Origin of the sequence: Rhizobium sp. M10 (genome assembly GCF_002531955.1) — a bacterium.
GTDB classification, from domain to species: Bacteria; Pseudomonadota; Alphaproteobacteria; order Rhizobiales; family Rhizobiaceae; genus Rhizobium; species Rhizobium etli_C.
The window spans coordinates 1-18,207 of record NZ_NWTA01000044.1 but is presented as its reverse complement, the minus strand read 5'-3'; the positions used below and the strand labels follow the sequence as shown (position 1 = coordinate 18,207).

At 59.8% G+C, this 18,207-nt stretch carries 14 protein-coding genes, 1 tRNA gene and 2 pseudogenes; 1 reads left to right on the top strand and 16 read right to left on the bottom strand.

Translation table 11 applies throughout. The features are described from left to right. The 4 genes and pseudogenes from CO671_RS34050 to rpsL form a co-directional block, all read right to left on the bottom strand. Positions 1–67, bottom strand: a pseudogene (locus CO671_RS34050) (elongation factor Tu); the annotation flags it as partial. Positions 68–135: 68 nt separating this feature from the next. Then, complete coding sequence (gene fusA / locus CO671_RS32175) at positions 136–2,235, bottom strand: elongation factor G (RefSeq protein WP_038688280.1); 2,100 nt, start codon at positions 2,233–2,235, stop codon at positions 136–138. A gap of 29 nt (positions 2,236–2,264) precedes the next feature. Continuing rightward, entirely contained in the window at positions 2,265–2,735 is a 471-nt protein-coding gene (gene rpsG, locus CO671_RS32170) for a 30S ribosomal protein S7 (protein WP_004669085.1), read from the bottom strand. 77 nt (positions 2,736–2,812) lie between these two features. Continuing rightward, positions 2,813–3,184 carry a 30S ribosomal protein S12 gene (gene rpsL, locus CO671_RS32165; RefSeq protein ID WP_003547537.1) on the bottom strand — a complete coding sequence of 124 codons (372 nt, stop codon included), beginning with the start codon at positions 3,182–3,184 and terminating at the stop codon, positions 2,813–2,815. A gap of 500 nt (positions 3,185–3,684) precedes the next feature. Between rpsL and CO671_RS32160 the strand changes: the two genes are divergently transcribed. Further along, positions 3,685–3,978 (top strand): transcriptional regulator, encoded by a 294-nt coding sequence (locus tag CO671_RS32160; RefSeq protein WP_097609142.1) that lies wholly within the window; start codon positions 3,685–3,687, stop codon positions 3,976–3,978. A gap of 178 nt (positions 3,979–4,156) precedes the next feature. Here the strand turns inward: CO671_RS32160 and rpoC are convergent, their stop codons facing one another. The 12 genes and pseudogenes from rpoC to CO671_RS33590 all read right to left on the bottom strand — a co-directional run. Further along, a complete protein-coding gene (gene rpoC, locus CO671_RS32155) occupies positions 4,157–8,365 on the bottom strand; it encodes a DNA-directed RNA polymerase subunit beta' (protein WP_097609140.1) in 4,209 nt (1,402 codons plus the stop codon). Positions 8,366–8,553: 188 nt separating this feature from the next. Beyond that, positions 8,554–12,693: a DNA-directed RNA polymerase subunit beta gene (gene rpoB / locus CO671_RS32150; protein WP_097609138.1), complete on the bottom strand. Its 4,140-nt coding sequence runs from the start codon at positions 12,691–12,693 to the stop codon at positions 8,554–8,556. Between the two features lie 261 nt (positions 12,694–12,954). Beyond that, entirely contained in the window at positions 12,955–13,335 is a 381-nt protein-coding gene (gene rplL / locus CO671_RS32145; protein ID WP_097609135.1) for a 50S ribosomal protein L7/L12, read from the bottom strand. Between the two features lie 58 nt (positions 13,336–13,393). Next, complete coding sequence (rplJ, locus tag CO671_RS32140) at positions 13,394–13,912, bottom strand: 50S ribosomal protein L10 (protein ID WP_064682257.1); 519 nt, start codon at positions 13,910–13,912, stop codon at positions 13,394–13,396. A 328-nt stretch (positions 13,913–14,240) separates the two neighbouring features. After that, a complete protein-coding gene (gene rplA / locus CO671_RS32135; RefSeq protein WP_097609133.1) occupies positions 14,241–14,942 on the bottom strand; it encodes a 50S ribosomal protein L1 in 702 nt (233 codons plus the stop codon). 4 nt (positions 14,943–14,946) lie between these two features. Further along, on the bottom strand, positions 14,947–15,378 hold the full coding sequence (gene rplK / locus CO671_RS32130) for a 50S ribosomal protein L11 (RefSeq protein ID WP_009985507.1): 432 nt from the start codon (positions 15,376–15,378) through the stop codon (positions 14,947–14,949). Positions 15,379–15,555: 177 nt separating this feature from the next. Next, the gene (gene nusG, locus CO671_RS32125; RefSeq protein ID WP_004669067.1) at positions 15,556–16,086 is read right to left on the bottom strand and encodes a transcription termination/antitermination protein NusG; all 531 of its coding nucleotides are present in this window, start codon (positions 16,084–16,086) and stop codon (positions 15,556–15,558) included. A 17-nt stretch (positions 16,087–16,103) separates the two neighbouring features. Beyond that, positions 16,104–16,304 carry a preprotein translocase subunit SecE gene (gene secE / locus CO671_RS32120; protein ID WP_003573826.1) on the bottom strand — a complete coding sequence of 67 codons (201 nt, stop codon included), beginning with the start codon at positions 16,302–16,304 and terminating at the stop codon, positions 16,104–16,106. Positions 16,305–16,498: 194 nt separating this feature from the next. Then, positions 16,499–16,574 (bottom strand) — tRNA-Trp (locus CO671_RS32115). Positions 16,575–16,742: 168 nt separating this feature from the next. Then, positions 16,743–17,636, bottom strand: a complete 894-nt coding sequence (locus tag CO671_RS32110) for an NAD(P)-dependent oxidoreductase (RefSeq protein WP_097609131.1) — start codon at positions 17,634–17,636, stop codon at positions 16,743–16,745. Between the two features lie 163 nt (positions 17,637–17,799). Beyond that, the gene (locus tag CO671_RS34580; RefSeq protein WP_275593091.1) at positions 17,800–17,934 is read right to left on the bottom strand and encodes a hypothetical protein; all 135 of its coding nucleotides are present in this window, start codon (positions 17,932–17,934) and stop codon (positions 17,800–17,802) included. 205 nt (positions 17,935–18,139) lie between these two features. Further along, a pseudogene (locus CO671_RS33590) lies at positions 18,140–18,207 on the bottom strand (elongation factor Tu); the annotation flags it as partial.

Below are 18,207 nucleotides of genomic sequence, written 5' to 3'. Positions count from 1 at the left end.
GGTCAACGTGGCCGATCGTGCCAATGTTGACGTGCGGCTTGTTGCGCTCAAACTTACTCTTTGCCATTTTCGGCTCTCCGTTTTGCTAGTCCCCGAGGGGAGCTAATTCTTGTTATCGGTCAATTGGTATTCCGGTCACTTCTGACCGGAATACTTTGCCTGGATTTCAGTCGCGACGTTCGACGGGACCGGCGAGTAATGATCGAAGGTCATCGTGTACTGAGCACGGCCCTGCGACATGGAGCGCAGGTTATCGACGTACTTGAACATGTTCGCCAGCGGGACGTTGGCGTTGATGACAACGGCCACACCGCGGCTCTCCTGACCCTGGATCTGACCACGGCGGGAGTTGAGGTCGCCGATAACGTCACCGACGTAATCTTCCGGGGTAACGACTTCGACCTTCATCATCGGCTCGAGGAGCTGAGCACCGGCCTTCTTCGCAGCTTCACGGAAGCAGGCGCGGGAAGCGATTTCGAACGCCAGAACCGAGGAGTCAACGTCGTGGAAGGCGCCGTCGATGAGGGTCGCCTTGACGCCGAGCATCGGGAAGCCAGCGAGCGGACCTGAAGACAGAACGCTCTCGATACCCTTCTGAACGCCCGGGATGTATTCCTTCGGAACAGCACCACCGACGATCTTGGATTCGAACTTGAAGTCATCGCCTTCAGGGTTCGGTTCGAAGACAATCTTGACGCGCGCGAACTGGCCGGTACCACCGGACTGCTTCTTGTGCGTGTAGTCTTCTTCGTGCTGGCGCGTAATGGTTTCGCGGTAAGCAACCTGCGGGGCGCCGACGTTTGCTTCAACCTTGAACTCGCGGCGCATGCGGTCGACGATGATGTCGAGGTGCAGTTCGCCCATGCCGGCAATGATCGTCTGGCCGGATTCCTGATCCGTCTTCACGCGGAAGGACGGATCTTCGGCAGCCAGGCGGTTGAGCGCGAGGCCCATCTTTTCCTGGTCGCCCTTGGACTTCGGCTCGATAGCGATCTGGATGACCGGCTCCGGGAATTCCATGCGCTCGAGGATAACCGGCTTCAGCGGGTCGCAGAGCGTATCGCCAGTGGTGGTTTCCTTGAGACCTGCGAGAGCAACGATGTCGCCGGCAAAGGCTTCTTCGATGTCTTCACGCGAGTTGGAGTGCATCTGCAGCATGCGGCCGACGCGCTCGCGCTTGTCCTTGACCGTGTTCATGACCGACGAACCCTTTTCGAGCTTGCCGGAGTAGATACGGGCGAAGGTGAGCGAACCGACGAAGGGGTCGTTCATGATCTTGAATGCGAGCATGGAAAGCGGCTCGGCGTCGTCTGCATGACGCTCGATTTCAGCTTCCGTCTTGAAGTCGATGCCCTTGATCGCCGGAATGTCGAGCGGCGACGGCAGGTAATCGACAACGGCGTCGAGCAACGGCTGAACGCCCTTGTTCTTGAAAGCGGTGCCGCAGAACATCGGATGGAACTTGACGTCGATCGTACCGCGACGAACGAGTTCGCGGATCTTGTCGTTGTCGGGCATGTTGCCTTCGAGGTAGGCTTCCATCGCAGCTTCGTCGATCTCGACAACAGTCTCGATCAGCTTTTCGCGATATTCTTCAGCCTTGGCCTTCATGTCTTCCGGGATCTCAACGACGTCCCACTGGGCGCCGAGCGATTCGTCGCGCCAGATGAGAGCATTCATCTCGACCAGGTCGATAACGCCCTTGAAGTCGCTTTCAGCGCCGATCGGCAGCTGCATGACGACAGCGATCGCGCCCAGACGGGTCTTGATCATCTCGACCGAACGGTAGAAGTCCGCACCGGTCTTGTCCATCTTGTTGCAGAAGATCATGCGCGGAACATTGTACTTCTCAGCCTGACGCCAGACGGTTTCCGTCTGCGGCTCCACGCCGGCGTTGGCATCGAGAAGAGCAATTGCACCGTCGAGAACGCGCAGCGAACGCTCGACTTCGATGGTGAAGTCGACGTGGCCGGGAGTGTCGATGATGTTGAAGCGGCGCATCTTGCCGTCACGGCCCTTCCAGAAGGTCGTGGTGGCAGCAGAGGTGATCGTGATGCCACGCTCCTGCTCCTGCTCCATCCAGTCCATGGTGGCTGCACCGTCGTGGACTTCGCCGATCTTGTGCGACTTGCCGGTGTAATAAAGGATACGCTCGGTGGTCGTGGTCTTGCCGGCGTCGATATGCGCCATGATACCGAAATTGCGGTAGTCTTCGATCTTATATTCGCGAGCCATTGTGGACTGCCTTTCGATACCGTTCGGAATTACCAGCGATAGTGCGAGAACGCGCGGTTGGCGTCAGCCATCTTGTGCGTGTCTTCGCGCTTCTTGACGGCGGAGCCGCGGTTGTTGGACGCATCGAGCAGTTCGCCGGAAAGACGATCGATCATGGTCGTTTCGTTGCGCTTGCGGGCAGCGGCGATCAGCCAGCGAATGGCGAGGGCCTGGCGGCGCTCCGGACGAACGTCGACCGGAACCTGGTAGGTCGCACCACCGACGCGGCGCGAGCGGACTTCAACGTGCGGGGCAATGTTGTCGAGCGCAGAATGGAAAACCGAAAGCGGCTCCTGCTTGGACTTGCCCTGAACGGCGTCGAACGCACCATAGACGATGTTTTCAGCAACGGACTTCTTACCATCGAGCATGATGGCATTCATGAACTTGGTGACAACGAGATCGCCGAACTTCGGATCCGGATTGATCTCGCGCTTTTCTGCTTTATGACGTCTGGACATACTTTTCGTCTCTTCAACCGTTAAGGCGCTTCATCACGCGGAGGACCTCGCGCAGCGCCGGATTATTCAAAACCGAATTACTTCGGACGCTTCGCGCCATACTTGGAGCGGCGCTGCTTGCGGTTCTTGACACCCTGGGTATCGAGAACGCCGCGGATGATGTGATAACGGACACCCGGAAGGTCCTTGACGCGGCCGCCGCGGATCATCACGACCGAGTGCTCCTGAAGGTTGTGACCTTCACCGGGGATGTAACCAATGACTTCGAAGCCGTTGGTCAGGCGGATCTTGGCGACCTTACGCAGAGCCGAGTTCGGCTTCTTCGGCGTCGTCGTGTAGACGCGCGTGCAAACGCCGCGCTTCTGCGGGTTCTCCTGGAGAGCGGGAACCTTATTACGCTTTACGTTCGCCTGGCGAGGCTTGCGGATCAGCTGGTTTACGGTAGGCATTCAACCATCCCTTACGTTTATCTCAGTACCCTTGCGGGCTTGAACTCGCGCCGTCTCCGGCAATGACGCATGCTTTCGGTTCAATGCGCAAAATATGGCCCGATCCGCTTCCGCAGATGGACCACAAGGAGCAGAGGACGCATGAAATTATGCGTCATGCGTGCAGCATCATGACTTCAACGTGCGTTTAGAACCTTGTTTGAGGTGAACTTCAGGGCGCGTCGCCCCGAACAGCCAAGCCTCACATGGGATCTGATGGGCGGGGTACTACTGGTTTCCACCCCTCTCGTCAAGGCCGGTTAAGAAATAAACTCGCCGTATCGCCTTGATATGCGGGCCGGATGCCCTGTTTTCACCCTTCTAGACGAATCCACGGGTGTGATCCAAGATAAAAACTTGGGCATCGCAGCAAAAGCAGTTAAGGAATCAGCAATTGCGGCGTTAAGCCCTCATAGCAGGATTCGAGCGATCGAATCGTCACGAAAGCCGAAGGACAGGCGATGATCACGACACCTGACAACGACAACAATTTCGACGGGCCGATGATCTTCATCATCATCGGCAAAGGCTATGAGTCCGACTCCAGCGACGGCATCGACCTGCACATCATGCTGAAGGCGCCCGACGACGATACGGCCGTGCGCGAAGCCTTGAACGCCCTTGCCGAGGAAGGTTTCATCGAGGCCGATCTCGACCAGATCGGCATGCTGACCGAAGTTCCGGCCGAAGAGCCGCATGCCTCGGCCTATCAGGGCGCGGTCGACGGCGAGGTCGCGATCATCCGGTTCAGCTGACCGGAGCCGCCGGCGGCGAACCGCAGGGCGAGTGCTGCGCTCGCCCCAGCCTGCCAGACACGCAGCTCGCCCCCTCCCCGTCGGATCGACCAGAGCACAGCAAAATGAAAAAAACCGCCCGGATCGCTCCGGGCGGTTTTTCAATTCGTATCTTGAATACCGGGACTTCAGCCGCGGATTATTCCGCGGCCGGGGCCTTTTCAGCCATGTCCTGCAGCATCGGCGTGGCAACGGCTGCACCGGTGCCCTTGCGACGCTCTTCGAGGATCAGCTCGTCGCGCGAGGTGGCGATACGGCGGATCTGGGTCATAGTGCCGCCGGTACCGGCCGGGATGAGGCGGCCGACGATGACGTTTTCCTTCAGACCCTGCAGGCCGTCGGTCTTGCCGGCGATTGCCGCTTCCGTCAGCACCTTGGTCGTTTCCTGGAAGGATGCGGCCGAGATGAAGGACGGGGTCTGCAGCGACGCCTTGGTGATGCCGAGCAGAACCGGATCGCCGTGGGCGGGCTTCTTGCCCTGCTCGATCAGGTGGTCGTTGACGTCCTCGAGCTCGATCCGGTCGACGTTGTCGCCGACGATATAGGTCGAGTCGCCGGCGTCGGTGATTTCCACCTTCTGCAGCATCTGACGGACGATCACCTCGATGTGCTTGTCGTTGATGACAACGCCCTGCAGACGATAGACTTCCTGGATTTCGTTGACGAGGTAGGAAGCAAGTGCCTCCACGCCCTTGATCGCCAGGATGTCGTGCGGAGCCGGGTTACCGTCGAGGATGTAGTCACCCTTTTCGATATAGTCGCCGTCCTGAAGGTGGAAGGGCTTGCCCTTCGGGATCAGGTATTCGACAGGCTCGACACCGTCTTCCGCCGGCTCGATGATGACGCGACGCTTGTTCTTGTAGTCGCGGCCGAGGCGGATCGTACCATCGATCTCAGCGATGATGGCGTGATCCTTCGGACGGCGCGCTTCGAACAGTTCGGCAACACGCGGCAGACCGCCGGTGATGTCCTTGGTCTTGGCGCTTTCGAGCGGCGAACGGGCGAGAACGTCACCCTGGGAGACCTTCGTGCCCGGCTCGACCGACAGAATGGCGTCGACCGAGAGCAGGAAGCGGGCGTCACCGCCGCGCGACAGCTTGGCGACGTTGCCGCTGGCGTCCTTGATGACGATCGCCGGCTTGAGGTCCGAACCGCGCGGGGTCGAACGCCAGTCGATGACCTGACGCTTGGTGATGCCGGTGGATTCGTCGGTCGCTTCGAGAACGGAGAGACCGTCGACGAGGTCTTCGAACTGAACCGTACCGGCCACTTCCGTCATCATCGGGCGGGTATAAGGGTCCCACTCGGCCAGACGCTGGCCGCGCTTGACCTTGTCGCCTTCATCGACGTGCAGCTTCGAACCGTAGGCGACGCGCTGCGAGGAGCGCTCGACACCACGCTCGTCCAGGATCTGGACGGTCATGTTGCGGCCCATGGCAACGAGGCTGCCTTCGGAGTTGCGCAGCACGTTGCGGTTCTTGATCTGCACCGTACCTTCGTACGAGGCTTCCAGGAACGACTGGTCGACCACGGTCGCCGTACCGCCAAGGTGGAAGGTACGCATGGTGAGCTGGGTTCCCGGCTCGCCGATCGACTGAGCGGCGATGACGCCGACGGCTTCGCCCATGTTGACGGGCGTACCGCGCGCGAGGTCGCGGCCGTAGCAGACCGAGCAGACACCCGTCTGGATTTCGCAGGTCAGCGCCGAGCGGATCCGGATCGACTGGATACCGGCCTTCTCGATTTCGATGACATCCGGCTCGAGGATCATCTTGCCGGCATCGACGATGCGCTCACCGGTGACCGGATGATCGATGTCGTCGAGCGCCGTGCGGCCGAGGATACGGGCGCCGAGCGAGGCGACGACCTGACCGGCATCGACGATGGCGGTCATGGTGAGGCCGGTTTCGGTGCCGCAATCGACGTGCGTGACGATGCAGTCCTGCGCGACGTCGACGAGACGGCGGGTCAGGTAACCGGAGTTGGCCGTCTTCAAGGCCGTGTCTGCCAGACCCTTGCGGGCGCCGTGCGTCGAGTTGAAGTACTCGTTGACGGTCAGGCCTTCCTTGAAGTTCGAGATGATCGGCGTCTCGATGATTTCACCCGACGGCTTGGCCATCAGGCCGCGCATGCCGCCCAGCTGGCGCATCTGGTTCGGAGAACCGCGGGCGCCGGAATGGCTCATCATGTAGATCGAGTTCATCGGCTTCTGACGGCCGGTGTTCTCATCGAATTCGACAGCCTTAATGCGGGCCATCATCTCTTCGGCGACCTTTTCGGTGGCCTTGCCCCAGGCGTCGACAACCTTGTTGTACTTTTCGCCCTGGGTGATCAGACCGTCATTGTACTGCTGCTCGTATTCCTTCACCAGGCTTTCGGTGTCGGCAACGATCTTCGCCTTGGCATCCGGAATGACCATGTCGTCCTTGCCGAACGAAATGCCGGCGCGGCAGGCATGGGAGAAGCCGAGCTGCATGATGCGGTCGCAGAAGATGACCGTGTCCTTCTGGCCGCAATGGCGGTAAACCGTGTCGATCATCTTGGAGATGTTCTTCTTGGTCATTTCCTGGTTGCAGATGTCGAAGGGCACCTTGCCGTTCTTCGGCAGCAGTTCGCCGATGAGCAGACGGCCAGGCGTCGTCTCATAGATCTTCGAGTAGGGCTTGCCATCCTCGTCGACCGACTTGAACCGGCCGCGGATCTTGGTGTGCAGCGTCACGACCTTGCTTTCGAGGGCGTGATGCAGTTCGCCGAGATCGGAGAAGGCCATGCCTTCGCCCGGTTCGTTCTGGTTGAGGATCGACAGGTAATAGAGGCCGAGAACCATGTCCTGCGAGGGAACGATGATCGGCGCGCCGTTGGCCGGGTGCAGGATGTTGTTGGTCGACATCATCAGCACGCGGGCTTCGAGCTGGGCTTCGAGCGACAGCGGCACGTGAACGGCCATCTGGTCACCGTCGAAGTCGGCGTTGAAGGCCGTGCAGACGAGCGGGTGCAGCTGGATCGCCTTGCCTTCGACCAGGGTGGGTTCGAAGGCCTGGATACCCAGACGGTGCAGCGTCGGCGCACGGTTCAGGAGAACCGGATGCTCGCGGATGACCTCGTCGAGGATATCCCAGACTTCGGGCTTTTCCTTCTCGACCAGCTTCTTGGCCTGCTTGACGGTCGAGGAGTAACCCTTGGCGTCGAGGCGGGCATAGATGAACGGCTTGAACAGTTCGAGCGCCATCTTCTTCGGCAGGCCGCACTGGTGCAGCTTCAGTTCCGGACCGGTGACGATGACCGAACGGCCGGAATAGTCGACGCGCTTGCCGAGCAGGTTCTGGCGGAAGCGGCCCTGCTTGCCCTTCAGCATGTCGGAGAGCGACTTCAGCGGACGCTTGTTGGCGCCGGTGATGACGCGGCCGCGGCGGCCGTTGTCAAACAGCGCATCAACCGATTCCTGCAGCATGCGCTTTTCGTTGCGGATGATGATGCCCGGCGCACGAAGCTCGATCAGGCGCTTCAGACGGTTGTTACGGTTGATAACGCGGCGATAGAGATCGTTCAGATCCGACGTCGCGAAACGGCCGCCGTCGAGCGGAACCAGCGGACGCAGATCCGGCGGAATGACCGGGACGACCTTCATGATCATCCATTCCGGACGGTTGCCCGACTCCATGAAGTTCTCGACGATCTTCAGGCGCTTCATCAGCTTCTTCTGCTTGAGATCCGACGTCGTGTCGGCAAGCTCGGAGCGCAGATCACCGGCGATCTTCTCGAGGTTCATCGAGGCCAGCATCTCGTAGATCGCCTCGGCGCCGATCATCGCGGTGAACTGGTCTTCGCCGTATTCGTCGACGGCAAGCATGTATTCTTCTTCCGAGAGAAGCTGGTGCTCCTTGAGCGCCGTCAGGCCCGGCTCGGTGACGATGTAGTTTTCGAAATAAAGGACGCGCTCGACATCCTTCAGCGTCATGTCGAGCAGCGTCGAAATACGGCTCGGCAGCGACTTCAGGAACCAGATATGGGCAACGGGAGCGGCGAGCTCGATATGGCCCATGCGCTCACGGCGAACGCGCGACAGCGTGACTTCGACGCCGCACTTTTCGCAGATGATGCCCTTGTACTTCATGCGCTTGTACTTGCCGCACAGGCATTCGTAGTCCTTGATCGGCCCGAAGATGCGCGCGCAGAACAGACCGTCGCGTTCCGGCTTGAACGTGCGGTAGTTGATGGTTTCCGGCTTCTTGATCTCACCGTAGGACCAGGAGAGGATCTTCTCCGGAGACGCGATCGAAATCCGAATGGAATCGAAATTCTGTGCAGGCACCTGCGGATTGAAAAGATTCATGACCTCTTGGTTCATGCCTGTCTCCTTCATGGGCTAAAGCGCCCTCAAAACGCGATGGTCAGCGGCAATTTCCCGGGAGCCGCCTCCCTCGCTTAAACGAGAATAACCGCAAGATGCGGCGAAACTTCCCTTCCGGGCCGACATGGATGCGGCGTCCGGCGGGACCGGCGTGCGCCGCATGGCAGCGCACGCCCTATCAATGCTTACTCGGCCGCGTCGGGCAGCTGGTTTGCCTGCGCTTCGTCAAGCTTGGTGTTCTCAAGCTCGACGCTGAGGCCCAGCGAGCGCATTTCCTTGACGAGAACGTTGAAGCTTTCCGGAATACCGGCTTCGAACGTGTCGTCTCCGCGGACGATGGCTTCGTAGACCTTGGTGCGGCCGGCGACGTCGTCCGACTTCACCGTCAGCATTTCCTGCAGCGTGTAGGCCGCGCCGTAAGCTTCGAGCGCCCAGACTTCCATTTCGCCGAAGCGCTGACCGCCGAACTGCGCCTTGCCGCCCAGCGGCTGCTGGGTCACGAGCGAGTAAGGACCGATCGAGCGGGCATGGATCTTGTCGTCGACCAGGTGGTTGAGCTTCAGCATGTAGATGTAGCCCACCGTGACCTGGCGGTCGAACTGCTCGCCGGTACGACCGTCATAGAGCGTCGACTGGCCGGTGTCCTTGAGGCCCGCCAGACGCAGCATGTCGTTGACGTCGCCTTCGTGGGCACCGTCGAAAACAGGCGTTGCAATCGAAACGCCGCGCTTCCACTGGTCGGCAAGACGCAGAACCGACTCATCGTCGAATTCGTGGACCTGCTCAGCCTTCGGGCCGGCACCGACGACATCGCCGATGGTCTTGCGCAGCGGCTCGATGTTGCCGTTCGCCTTGTAGGCTTCGATCAATTCGCCGATCTGGCGACCCATGCCGGCACAAGCCCAGCCCAGGTGCGTTTCCAGGATCTGGCCGACGTTCATGCGCGAAGGCACGCCGAGCGGGTTCAGAACGACGTCGACATGCGTGCCGTCTTCAAGGAACGGCATATCCTCGACAGGCACAATGCGCGAGACCACGCCCTTGTTCCCGTGACGGCCGGCCATCTTGTCGCCCGGCTGGATCTTGCGCTTCACGGCGACGAAGACCTTGACCATCTTCATGACGCCAGGAGGCATTTCATCGCCGCGCTGGACCTTCTCGACCTTGTCCATGAAGCGCTGCTCAAGGCGCGACTTGGATTCGTCGTACTGGCCGCGGAGTGCTTCGAGTTCGCTCTGGACCTTCTCGTCCTCGACCGCGAACATCCACCACTGCGAGCGGGGATATTCGGAGACGACGGCGTTCGAAAGCTCTGTGCCCTTCTTGAAGCCCTTCGGGCCGGCAATCGAGACCTGGCCGCGCAGCATGTCGATCAGACGGCCGTAGACGTTACGGTCGAGGATCGCCTGCTCGTCGTCGCGGTCCTTGGCAAGACGCTCGATCTCTTCGCGCTCGATCGCCATCGCGCGCTCATCCTTCTCGACGCCATGGCGGTTGAAGACGCGAACTTCCACGATCGTGCCGTAGGTGCCGGGCGGCATGCGCATGGAGGTGTCGCGCACGTCGGAGGCCTTTTCGCCGAAGATGGCGCGCAGAAGCTTTTCTTCCGGCGTCATCGGGCTTTCGCCCTTCGGCGTGATCTTGCCGACCAGGATATCGCCCGGCTGAACTTCGGCGCCGATATAGACGATGCCGGCTTCGTCGAGGTTCTTCAGCGCTTCTTCCGAAACGTTCGGAATGTCGCGGGTGATTTCCTCAGGACCAAGCTTGGTGTCGCGCGCCATCACTTCGAATTCTTCGATGTGGATGGAGGTGAACACGTCGTCGGCAACGATGCGCTCGGAGAGCAGGATCGAGTCTTCGTAGTTGTAGCCGTTCCAGGGCATGAACGCGACGAGCGCGTTGCGGCCGAGCGCCAGGTCGCCGAGATCGGTCGACGGACCGTCGGCGAGAATGTCGCCGCGGTTGACGACGTCACCGACGGTGACCAGCGGACGCTGGTTGACGCAGGTGTTCTGGTTCGAACGCTGGAACTTCTGCAGGCGGTAGATATCGACGCCGGACTTGCCGGCTTCGAGGTCTTCCGTGGCGCGGATAACGATACGCGTCGCGTCGACCTGGTCGACCACGCCGCCGCGGCGCGCGCCGATGGCGGCGCCGGAGTCACGGGCGACGACCGGCTCCATGCCGGTACCGACGAACGGGGCTTCGGCACGCAGCAGCGGCACGGCCTGACGCTGCATGTTCGAGCCCATGAGAGCGCGGTTGGCGTCGTCGTTTTCCAGGAACGGGATGAGTGCCGCAGCAACCGAAACGACCTGCTTCGGCGAAACGTCCATCAGGTTCATGCTGTCGCGCGGCGCAAGCATGACTTCGCCGGCGTGACGGCAGACGACGAATTCGTCGACGAAGGAGCCGTCCGGGTTCATCTCGGCGTTGGCCTGGGCGACGTAGTACTTGGCCTCTTCCATGGCGGAGAGGTAGAGCACGTCATTCGTCACCCTGCCGTCGACGATGCGGCGGTACGGGCTTTCGATGAAGCCGTACTTGTTGACGCGGGCAAAGGTCGCAAGCGAGTTGATCAGACCGATGTTCGGGCCTTCCGGCGTTTCGATCGGGCAGATACGGCCGTAGTGGGTCGGATGCACGTCGCGGACTTCGAAGCCGGCGCGCTCGCGGGTCAGACCGCCCGGGCCAAGAGCCGAAAGACGGCGCTTGTGGGTGATTTCCGAGAGCGGATTGACCTGGTCCATGAACTGCGAGAGCTGCGAGGAACCGAAGAATTCGCGGACGGCTGCGGCAGCCGGCTTGGCGTTGATCAGATCCTGCGGCATGACCGTGTCGATCTCGATCGAGGACATGCGTTCCTTGATCGCGCGCTCCATGCGCAGCAGGCCGAGACGGTACTGGTTTTCCATCAGCTCGCCGACCGAGCGGACGCGGCGGTTGCCGAGGTTATCGATGTCGTCGATCTCGCCCTTGCCGTCGCGCAGTTCGACCAGCATCTTGACCACGGCCAGGATGTCGTCCTTGCGCAGGATGCGGACGGTGTCTTCGACGGTCAGGTCGAGACGCATGTTCATCTTGACGCGGCCGACGGCGGAGAGGTCGTAACGCTCCGCATCGAAGAACAGCGAGTTGAACATGGCTTCGGCCGATTCCATGGTCGGCGGTTCACCCGGACGCATGACGCGGTAGATGTCGAACAGAGCGTCCTGACGGTTCTCGTTCTTGTCGGCCGACAGCGTGTTGCGGATATAGGCGCCGACATTGATGTGATCGATGCCGAGAACCGGGATTTCGTCGAAACCGTTCGACAGGATGATGCCGAGCGTCTTCTCGTCGATTTCGTCGCCGGCCTCGAGGTAGATTTCACCGGTCGAGTAATTGACGATGTCTTCGGCGAGGTAATTGCCGTAGAGGTCGTCGTCGCCGGCCTTCAGCGCCTTCAGGCCCTTGTCGGACAGCTGGCGCAGCAGACGCGGGGTCAGCTTCTTGCCGGCTTCGACGACGACTTCGCCGGTATCGGCGTCGACCATCTCGGTGATCGCCTTGGCGCCCTTCAGCGTTTCCGGCTTGAAGGGAATGCGCCAGCCTTCGCCGTCGCGCTTGTAGAGCGACTTCGTGTAAAAGGTGTCGAGAATTTCTTCGCCGTCCATGCCGAGCGCCATCAGCAGCGACGTCACCGGAATCTTGCGGCGGCGGTCGATGCGGGCGTAGACGATGTCCTTGGCGTCGAATTCGATATCGAGCCAGGAGCCGCGATAGGGAATGACGCGGGCCGCAAAGAGCAGCTTGCCGGAAGAATGGCTCTTGCCCTTGTCATGGTCGAAGAAGACGCCCGGCGAACGGTGCATCTGCGAAACGATGACGCGCTCGGTGCCGTTGACGATGAACGTACCGTTGTTGGTCATGAGCGGCATGTCGCCCATGTAGACGGACTGTTCCTTGATGTCCTTGATCGACTTCGCGCCGGTATCCTCATCGATATCGAACACGATGAGGCGCAGCGTCACCTTCAGCGGCGCGGCATAGGTCAGGTCGCGCTGGCGGCATTCGTCAACGTCGAACTTCGGCGGCTCGAACTCGTAGGAGACGAATTCCAGCATCGAGGCGCCGGAGAAATCGGTGATCGGGAAAACCGACTTGAAGACGGCCTGAAGACCCTCGTCGGGCCGGCCGCCCTTCGGCTCTTCCACCATCAGAAACTGGTCGTAGGACGCCTTCTGGACCTCGATGAGGTTCGGCATTTCTGCGACTTCGGGGATCTTACCAAAAAACTTGCGTACGCGCCTGCGACCGTTGAACGAAAGGGTCTGAGCCATCGTCGCTCCTTCAAAATCTTGCACCCGGGCCTGCAACGGACGGGAACCGATGGCCAGTCGACCCCGTCAATCAATGGGTAGTTCAATCTCGTCCGACTCCCGAAAACGCCCAGCTCGGATTGCTGTGCTGCCCTCGGTGCGAGACTATCCTTTTGAAGAACCCATTACCCAAAAGCCGTTTTGACGCGGCTTTTGGGTAATTCGTTCAGAAAAACGGCAAATGGGAGGCAGCAAATGCCACCTCCCAAAAGCAGTTCAAGCTTACTTAACGTCGGCCTTGGCGCCAGCGTCTTCGAGCTTCTTCTTGATGTCAGCGGCTTCAGCCTTGGAAACGCCTTCCTTGACAGCCTTCGGAGCGCCTTCGACGAGGTCCTTGGCTTCCTTGAGGCCGAGGCCGGTGATGGCGCGGACTTCCTTGATGACGTTGATCTTGTTGGCGCCGGCATCCGTGAGGATGACGTCGAACTCGGTCTTTTCTTCCTCGACCGGAGCAGCAGCGCCTGCACCACCGGCAACGGCAGCAACGGCTACCGGAGCAGCAGCGGAAACGCCCCACTTTTCTTCGAGGAGCTTGGACAGTTCTGCAGCTTCCAGAACGGTCAGCGAGGAGAGGTCTTCAACGATCTTTGCGAGATCAGCCATTTTACTAGTTCCTTTTGTTCGGTTCGAACCGGTTGATTATAAACAGCGAAAAACCGCCTTAAGCGGCTTCGTCCTTCTTGGCGTAGGCCGAAAACACGCGGGCAAGCTGGCTTGCCGGTGCAGCAACAACCCCAGCGATGCGGGTAGCCGGTGTCTGGATCATGCCCAGCAGCTTCGCACGCAGCTCATCGAGCGAAGGCAGGGTCGCAAGCGACTTGACTGCATCGGCGTTGAGCGTGGTTGTTCCCATGGCGCCGCCCAGAACAACGATCTTGTCGTTGGTCTTGGCGAAATCCATGACGACCTTCGGAGCGGTGATCGGATCGGTGCTGTATGCAATCAGCGTCTGACCCTTGAAGAGATTCGACATCCCTTCCGCTTCCGTACCCTGAAGGGCAATTTTGGCCAGGCGGTTCTTCGCGACTTTGACGGTACCGCCAGCTGCACGCATCTTCGAACGAAAATCGTTCATCTGCGCGACTGTGGCACCAGCATAGTGGGCCACGACAACTGAGCCCGAAGCCTTGAAGACTTCGTTCAGTTCCGTGACGAATTCGCGTTTTTCCGCTCTTTCCACTGCCTATCTCCAGTTGGCGGGACCGAGAACGGGCCCGCCGGGTTGCCTTTTGCCTCCCGGGATCATGCGAGATCCCAAGCGACGCTTGAGGATCCTGTCCCCCCGCGCTTCCGCGCCAATCAAGGCTAAGAAGGCACAAGGCATCCAAGGCTCGAACCGAGTTTCTAGAAGCGAACTTCATGAATTCGGGTCTTACCCGTCTCATGCAGGCAAAGTGATTAAGGGAAAACCACCTGCAATCTCGGACAGGATTCCGGATTTCTCCGGAATATTCCGGCCCCTTGCGAGGCCGGAAATTCAGTGACCGGACCGCGGTCCGGCAATTAACTTATGCAGTCGGTGCTGCGGTGACCGAGCCGACTTCGATCTTGACGCCCGGGCCCATGGTCGAGGAAATCGCCACGCGCTTGACGTAGTTGCCCTTGGCGCCAGCCGGCTTCGCCTTGATGACGGCGTCGGCGAAGGCGCGGATGTTTTCTTCCAGAGCCTTGGCGTCGAACGAGGCCTTGCCGATACCGGCATGGACGATACCAGCCTTCTCGACGCGGAACTCGACAGCGCCGCCCTTGGAAGCCTTGACGGCTCCGGCGACATCCATGGTGACGGTGCCGACCTTCGGGTTCGGCATCATGCCGCGCGGGCCGAGAACCTTACCGAGACGGCCGACGAGCGGCATCATGTCGGGGGTGGCGATGCAGCGATCGAATTCGATCTTGCCGCCCTGGACGATTTCGACGAGCTCTTCGGCGCCGACGACATCGGCACCAGCGGCCTTGGCTTCGTCAGCCTTGACGCCACGAGCGAAGACGGCGACGCGAACCGTGCGGCCCGTGCCGTTCGGCAGATTGACGACGCCGCGAACCATCTGGTCCGCATGGCGCGGATCGACGCCGAGGTTCATCGAGACTTCGATGGTTTCGTCGAACTTGGCGACAGCCCGTTCCTTGACCATGCCGATGGCCTGGGTCAGAGCGTAGAGCTTGGTGGGATCAACACCTTCATTGATCTTGCGAGTGCGCTTGCCAGCCATGATCTTAACCCACCACTTCCAGGCCCATGGCGCGGGCAGAGCCCTCGATCATCGCCATTGCGCCTTCGATATCTGCTGCATTCAGGTCCTTCATCTTGGCTTCGGCGATCGTCTTGATCTGAGCCTTGGTGAGGGTACCAGCCTTTGCGCCCTTGCCCGGGGTCTTGGAACCGGACGTGATCTTCGCTTCCTTCTTCAGCCAGTAGCTGACCGGCGGCTGCTTCATCGCGAAGGTGAAGGACTTGTCCTGGTAATAGGTGATGACGACCGGAATCGGCATACCCTTTTCCATTTCCTGCGTGGCAGCATTGAACGCCTTGCAGAATTCCATGATGTTAATGCCACGCTGACCAAGCGCCGGACCAATCGGCGGGGACGGGTTTGCCGATCCTGCCTTGACCTGAAGCTTGAGCTGGCCTGCAACTTTCTTAGCCATATCTCTCTGCCTTTCATGAACGACCGGTCGCCCGGCCCGTAATGCCGGATCTCTCCGGCGGCTGCGGTTGCGTGGTGCGGATCATTAGGGTCCGGCTAAGACCCCTCACCTTCCACGCGGATGCGGACAAGATCCGCGGGAAACAGGCCGCAAGGGCCAGCTTCCAATCTCTTGCAATCAGACCTTCTCGACCTGAGCGTATTCCAGTTCGACCGGCGTCGCGCGGCCGAAGATCGACACCTCAACCTTCAGGCGCGAACGTTCTTCGTCCACATCCTGAACCGTGCCGTTAAACGAAGCGAACGGGCCGTCGGAAACGCGAACCTGCTCGCCGATCTCGAAGGTAATGGAGGCCTTCGGCCGCTCGACACCTTCCTGAACCTGGCCGAGAATGCGCTCGGCTTCATAATCCGGAATCGGAACGGGCTTATTGTCGGAGCCGAGGAAGCCGGTGACCTTCGGCGTATTTTTGATCAGGTGGTAGGCTTCATCCGTCAGATTGGCGCGGACGAGGACATAACCGGGGAAGAACTTGCGCTCGCTGTCGACCTTGCGGCCGCGACGCACTTCCACCACCTTTTCGGTCGGCACGAGGATCTTCTCGAACAGATGCTCAAGCCCCTTCTGGCGAGCCTTGTTCTCGATGTCCTCAGCCACCTTCTTTTCAAAATTGGAATACGCGTGGACGATGTACCAACGTGCCGCCATTTTCATCTCCACCCGTATCAGTTGCCGGTATTGAGCACGAAGCTCAGAACCCAGCCGATCAGCTGGTCAGCAGCAAAGAAAAACAACGCGGCGAACACCACCATCACAAGCACCATAACCGTCGAGATCATCGTCTCGCGGCGCGACGGCCATGTAACTTTGGACGTCTCGGAGCGAACCTGCTGCAGAAACGCAAACGGATTGGATTTGGATGCCATCGACTGCCCACGCAATTACGGCGCGTAAAGCTGAAACTATCAGCCCCACGCACCGCGTGTCTGTTGAACCCTAAATAAACACCGATTTCCGAATACACAAGAGGGAAACCGAAGTTTAACGAAATTAGTTGCCACCGATCAATCCCCGGCCGGAACGGCTGCAAGCACAGTCGCGCTGTCCCTATCAAGGAAAATGGCAGGGGCAGAGGGGCTCGAACCCCCGACCTGCGGTTTTGGAGACCGCCGCTCTACCAACTGAGCTATACCCCTTCATGCCTCTCCTTCAGCGCCCGGGCCAAGACCCGCAAATCGCTGCCGAAATGCATGGCGCACCCTTTAAGACGGCGGCGGCGGATTGGCAAGCACGATTTTCGATTTTCAAAGCCGTTCTGCTCATTTGCGAGCGACCGGCTTTTCAATCGCATGGCCGGCAAGCGCTCAGATCTTCACATATTTCCGCCAGTCGTGCTCTTCCCTGAAGCCCAGCACTTCGCGAATCTTGCGGTTGGAAAGCAGCCCCTCATATTCGCCGATCTCGCGGGTGAAGGGCACATTCGGGAAGAATCGCTTCGCAAGCTCCTTCGACGGCGTGTTGGCCGAGACCGTGTCATTGGCGGCGTTGAACACCTGGTAGCCGAGGCCGTCCTTCTCGATGCAGAGATGGCAGATCTGACCGAGGTCGCGGGCGTCGATATAACTCCAGGCGATGCGCTTGCGCATTTCGGGATGGGCGAAATAGGTGGGAAACCTCTCATATTCGTGCGGCTCGATGACGTTGCCGATGCGCAGCGCATAAATGTCGAAGCCGGACCGTTCGGCAAAGGCGCGCGCCGTCTTTTCGTTGACCACTTTCGAAAGGCCATAGGAATCCATCGGATTGACGTCATAGTCCTCCTCCAGCGGGAACTGGTGGAAATCGCGATGCCCCTCGGCAAAACAAACGCCGTAGGTCGTCTCGCTCGACGCGACGATGATCTTCCGGATGCCGAGCTTCACCGCTGCCTCGATGACATTGTAGGTACCCATCGTGTTGATGCGGAAGGTCTCGTTGTCGGGCTTGATCAGGATGCGCGGGATGGCGGCGAAGTGCACGACGGCATCGAAGGGCTGGACGCCCCTGCCCGCGTCGAGATCGGGAAAATCGCGATGCATGGAGAGCGCGTTGAAGACCTGACCGCTATCGGTGATGTCGGCGATGAGATTGGTGACGCCGGGGCTGTCCAGCGGCACGAGATCGAGGTTGTGGACCTCATAACCTGAGTTGACGAGCCATGGCACGACATGGCGACCCGCCTTGCCCGAACCGCCTGTGAACAGGATTCGTTTCTTCATGGAATATCCTCCGCGTCATTCGGAGGCATAGTTAGACGCTTCCGCGCGAAGAGCAAGCGAGCGTCCTGCGAGAGTTCACCCCCGCCTCATCAGGCCGCCTGCGTCCGGCGCCTGATCATTCATTTCCAATCACCGCCGAATCCGGCGATGATTTGCAGGGCCGTCACTTGACGACGCTGACCTCGTCGATCTGCACGCCGGCCGATTGAACAACCTCTTGCGGGATCGCAGCGATGAAAAACATCGTGAAAACATACATTGCGAATATCGTCGCAACAAATGTGGCCTTTGGAATCATGCGAACTCTCCTCTCTACACGAAGGAGTCTGAACTAAAATGAGCCAATCACAAACCGGTTTCTGAACGTGAGATGAACAAAATACTGTGACGGGCCTGTTTAACGATATTTTTACAACACCTGTTAATCCGTCGATCAGGCATCAAAACGAAAAAACCCCGCTGTCGCCAGCGGGGTTTTTCCTGAATTGCAGGTAATCCCAGGATTACTCGACGATCGAGGCGACGATACCGGCGCCGACCGTGCGGCCGCCTTCGCGGATGGCGAAGCGCA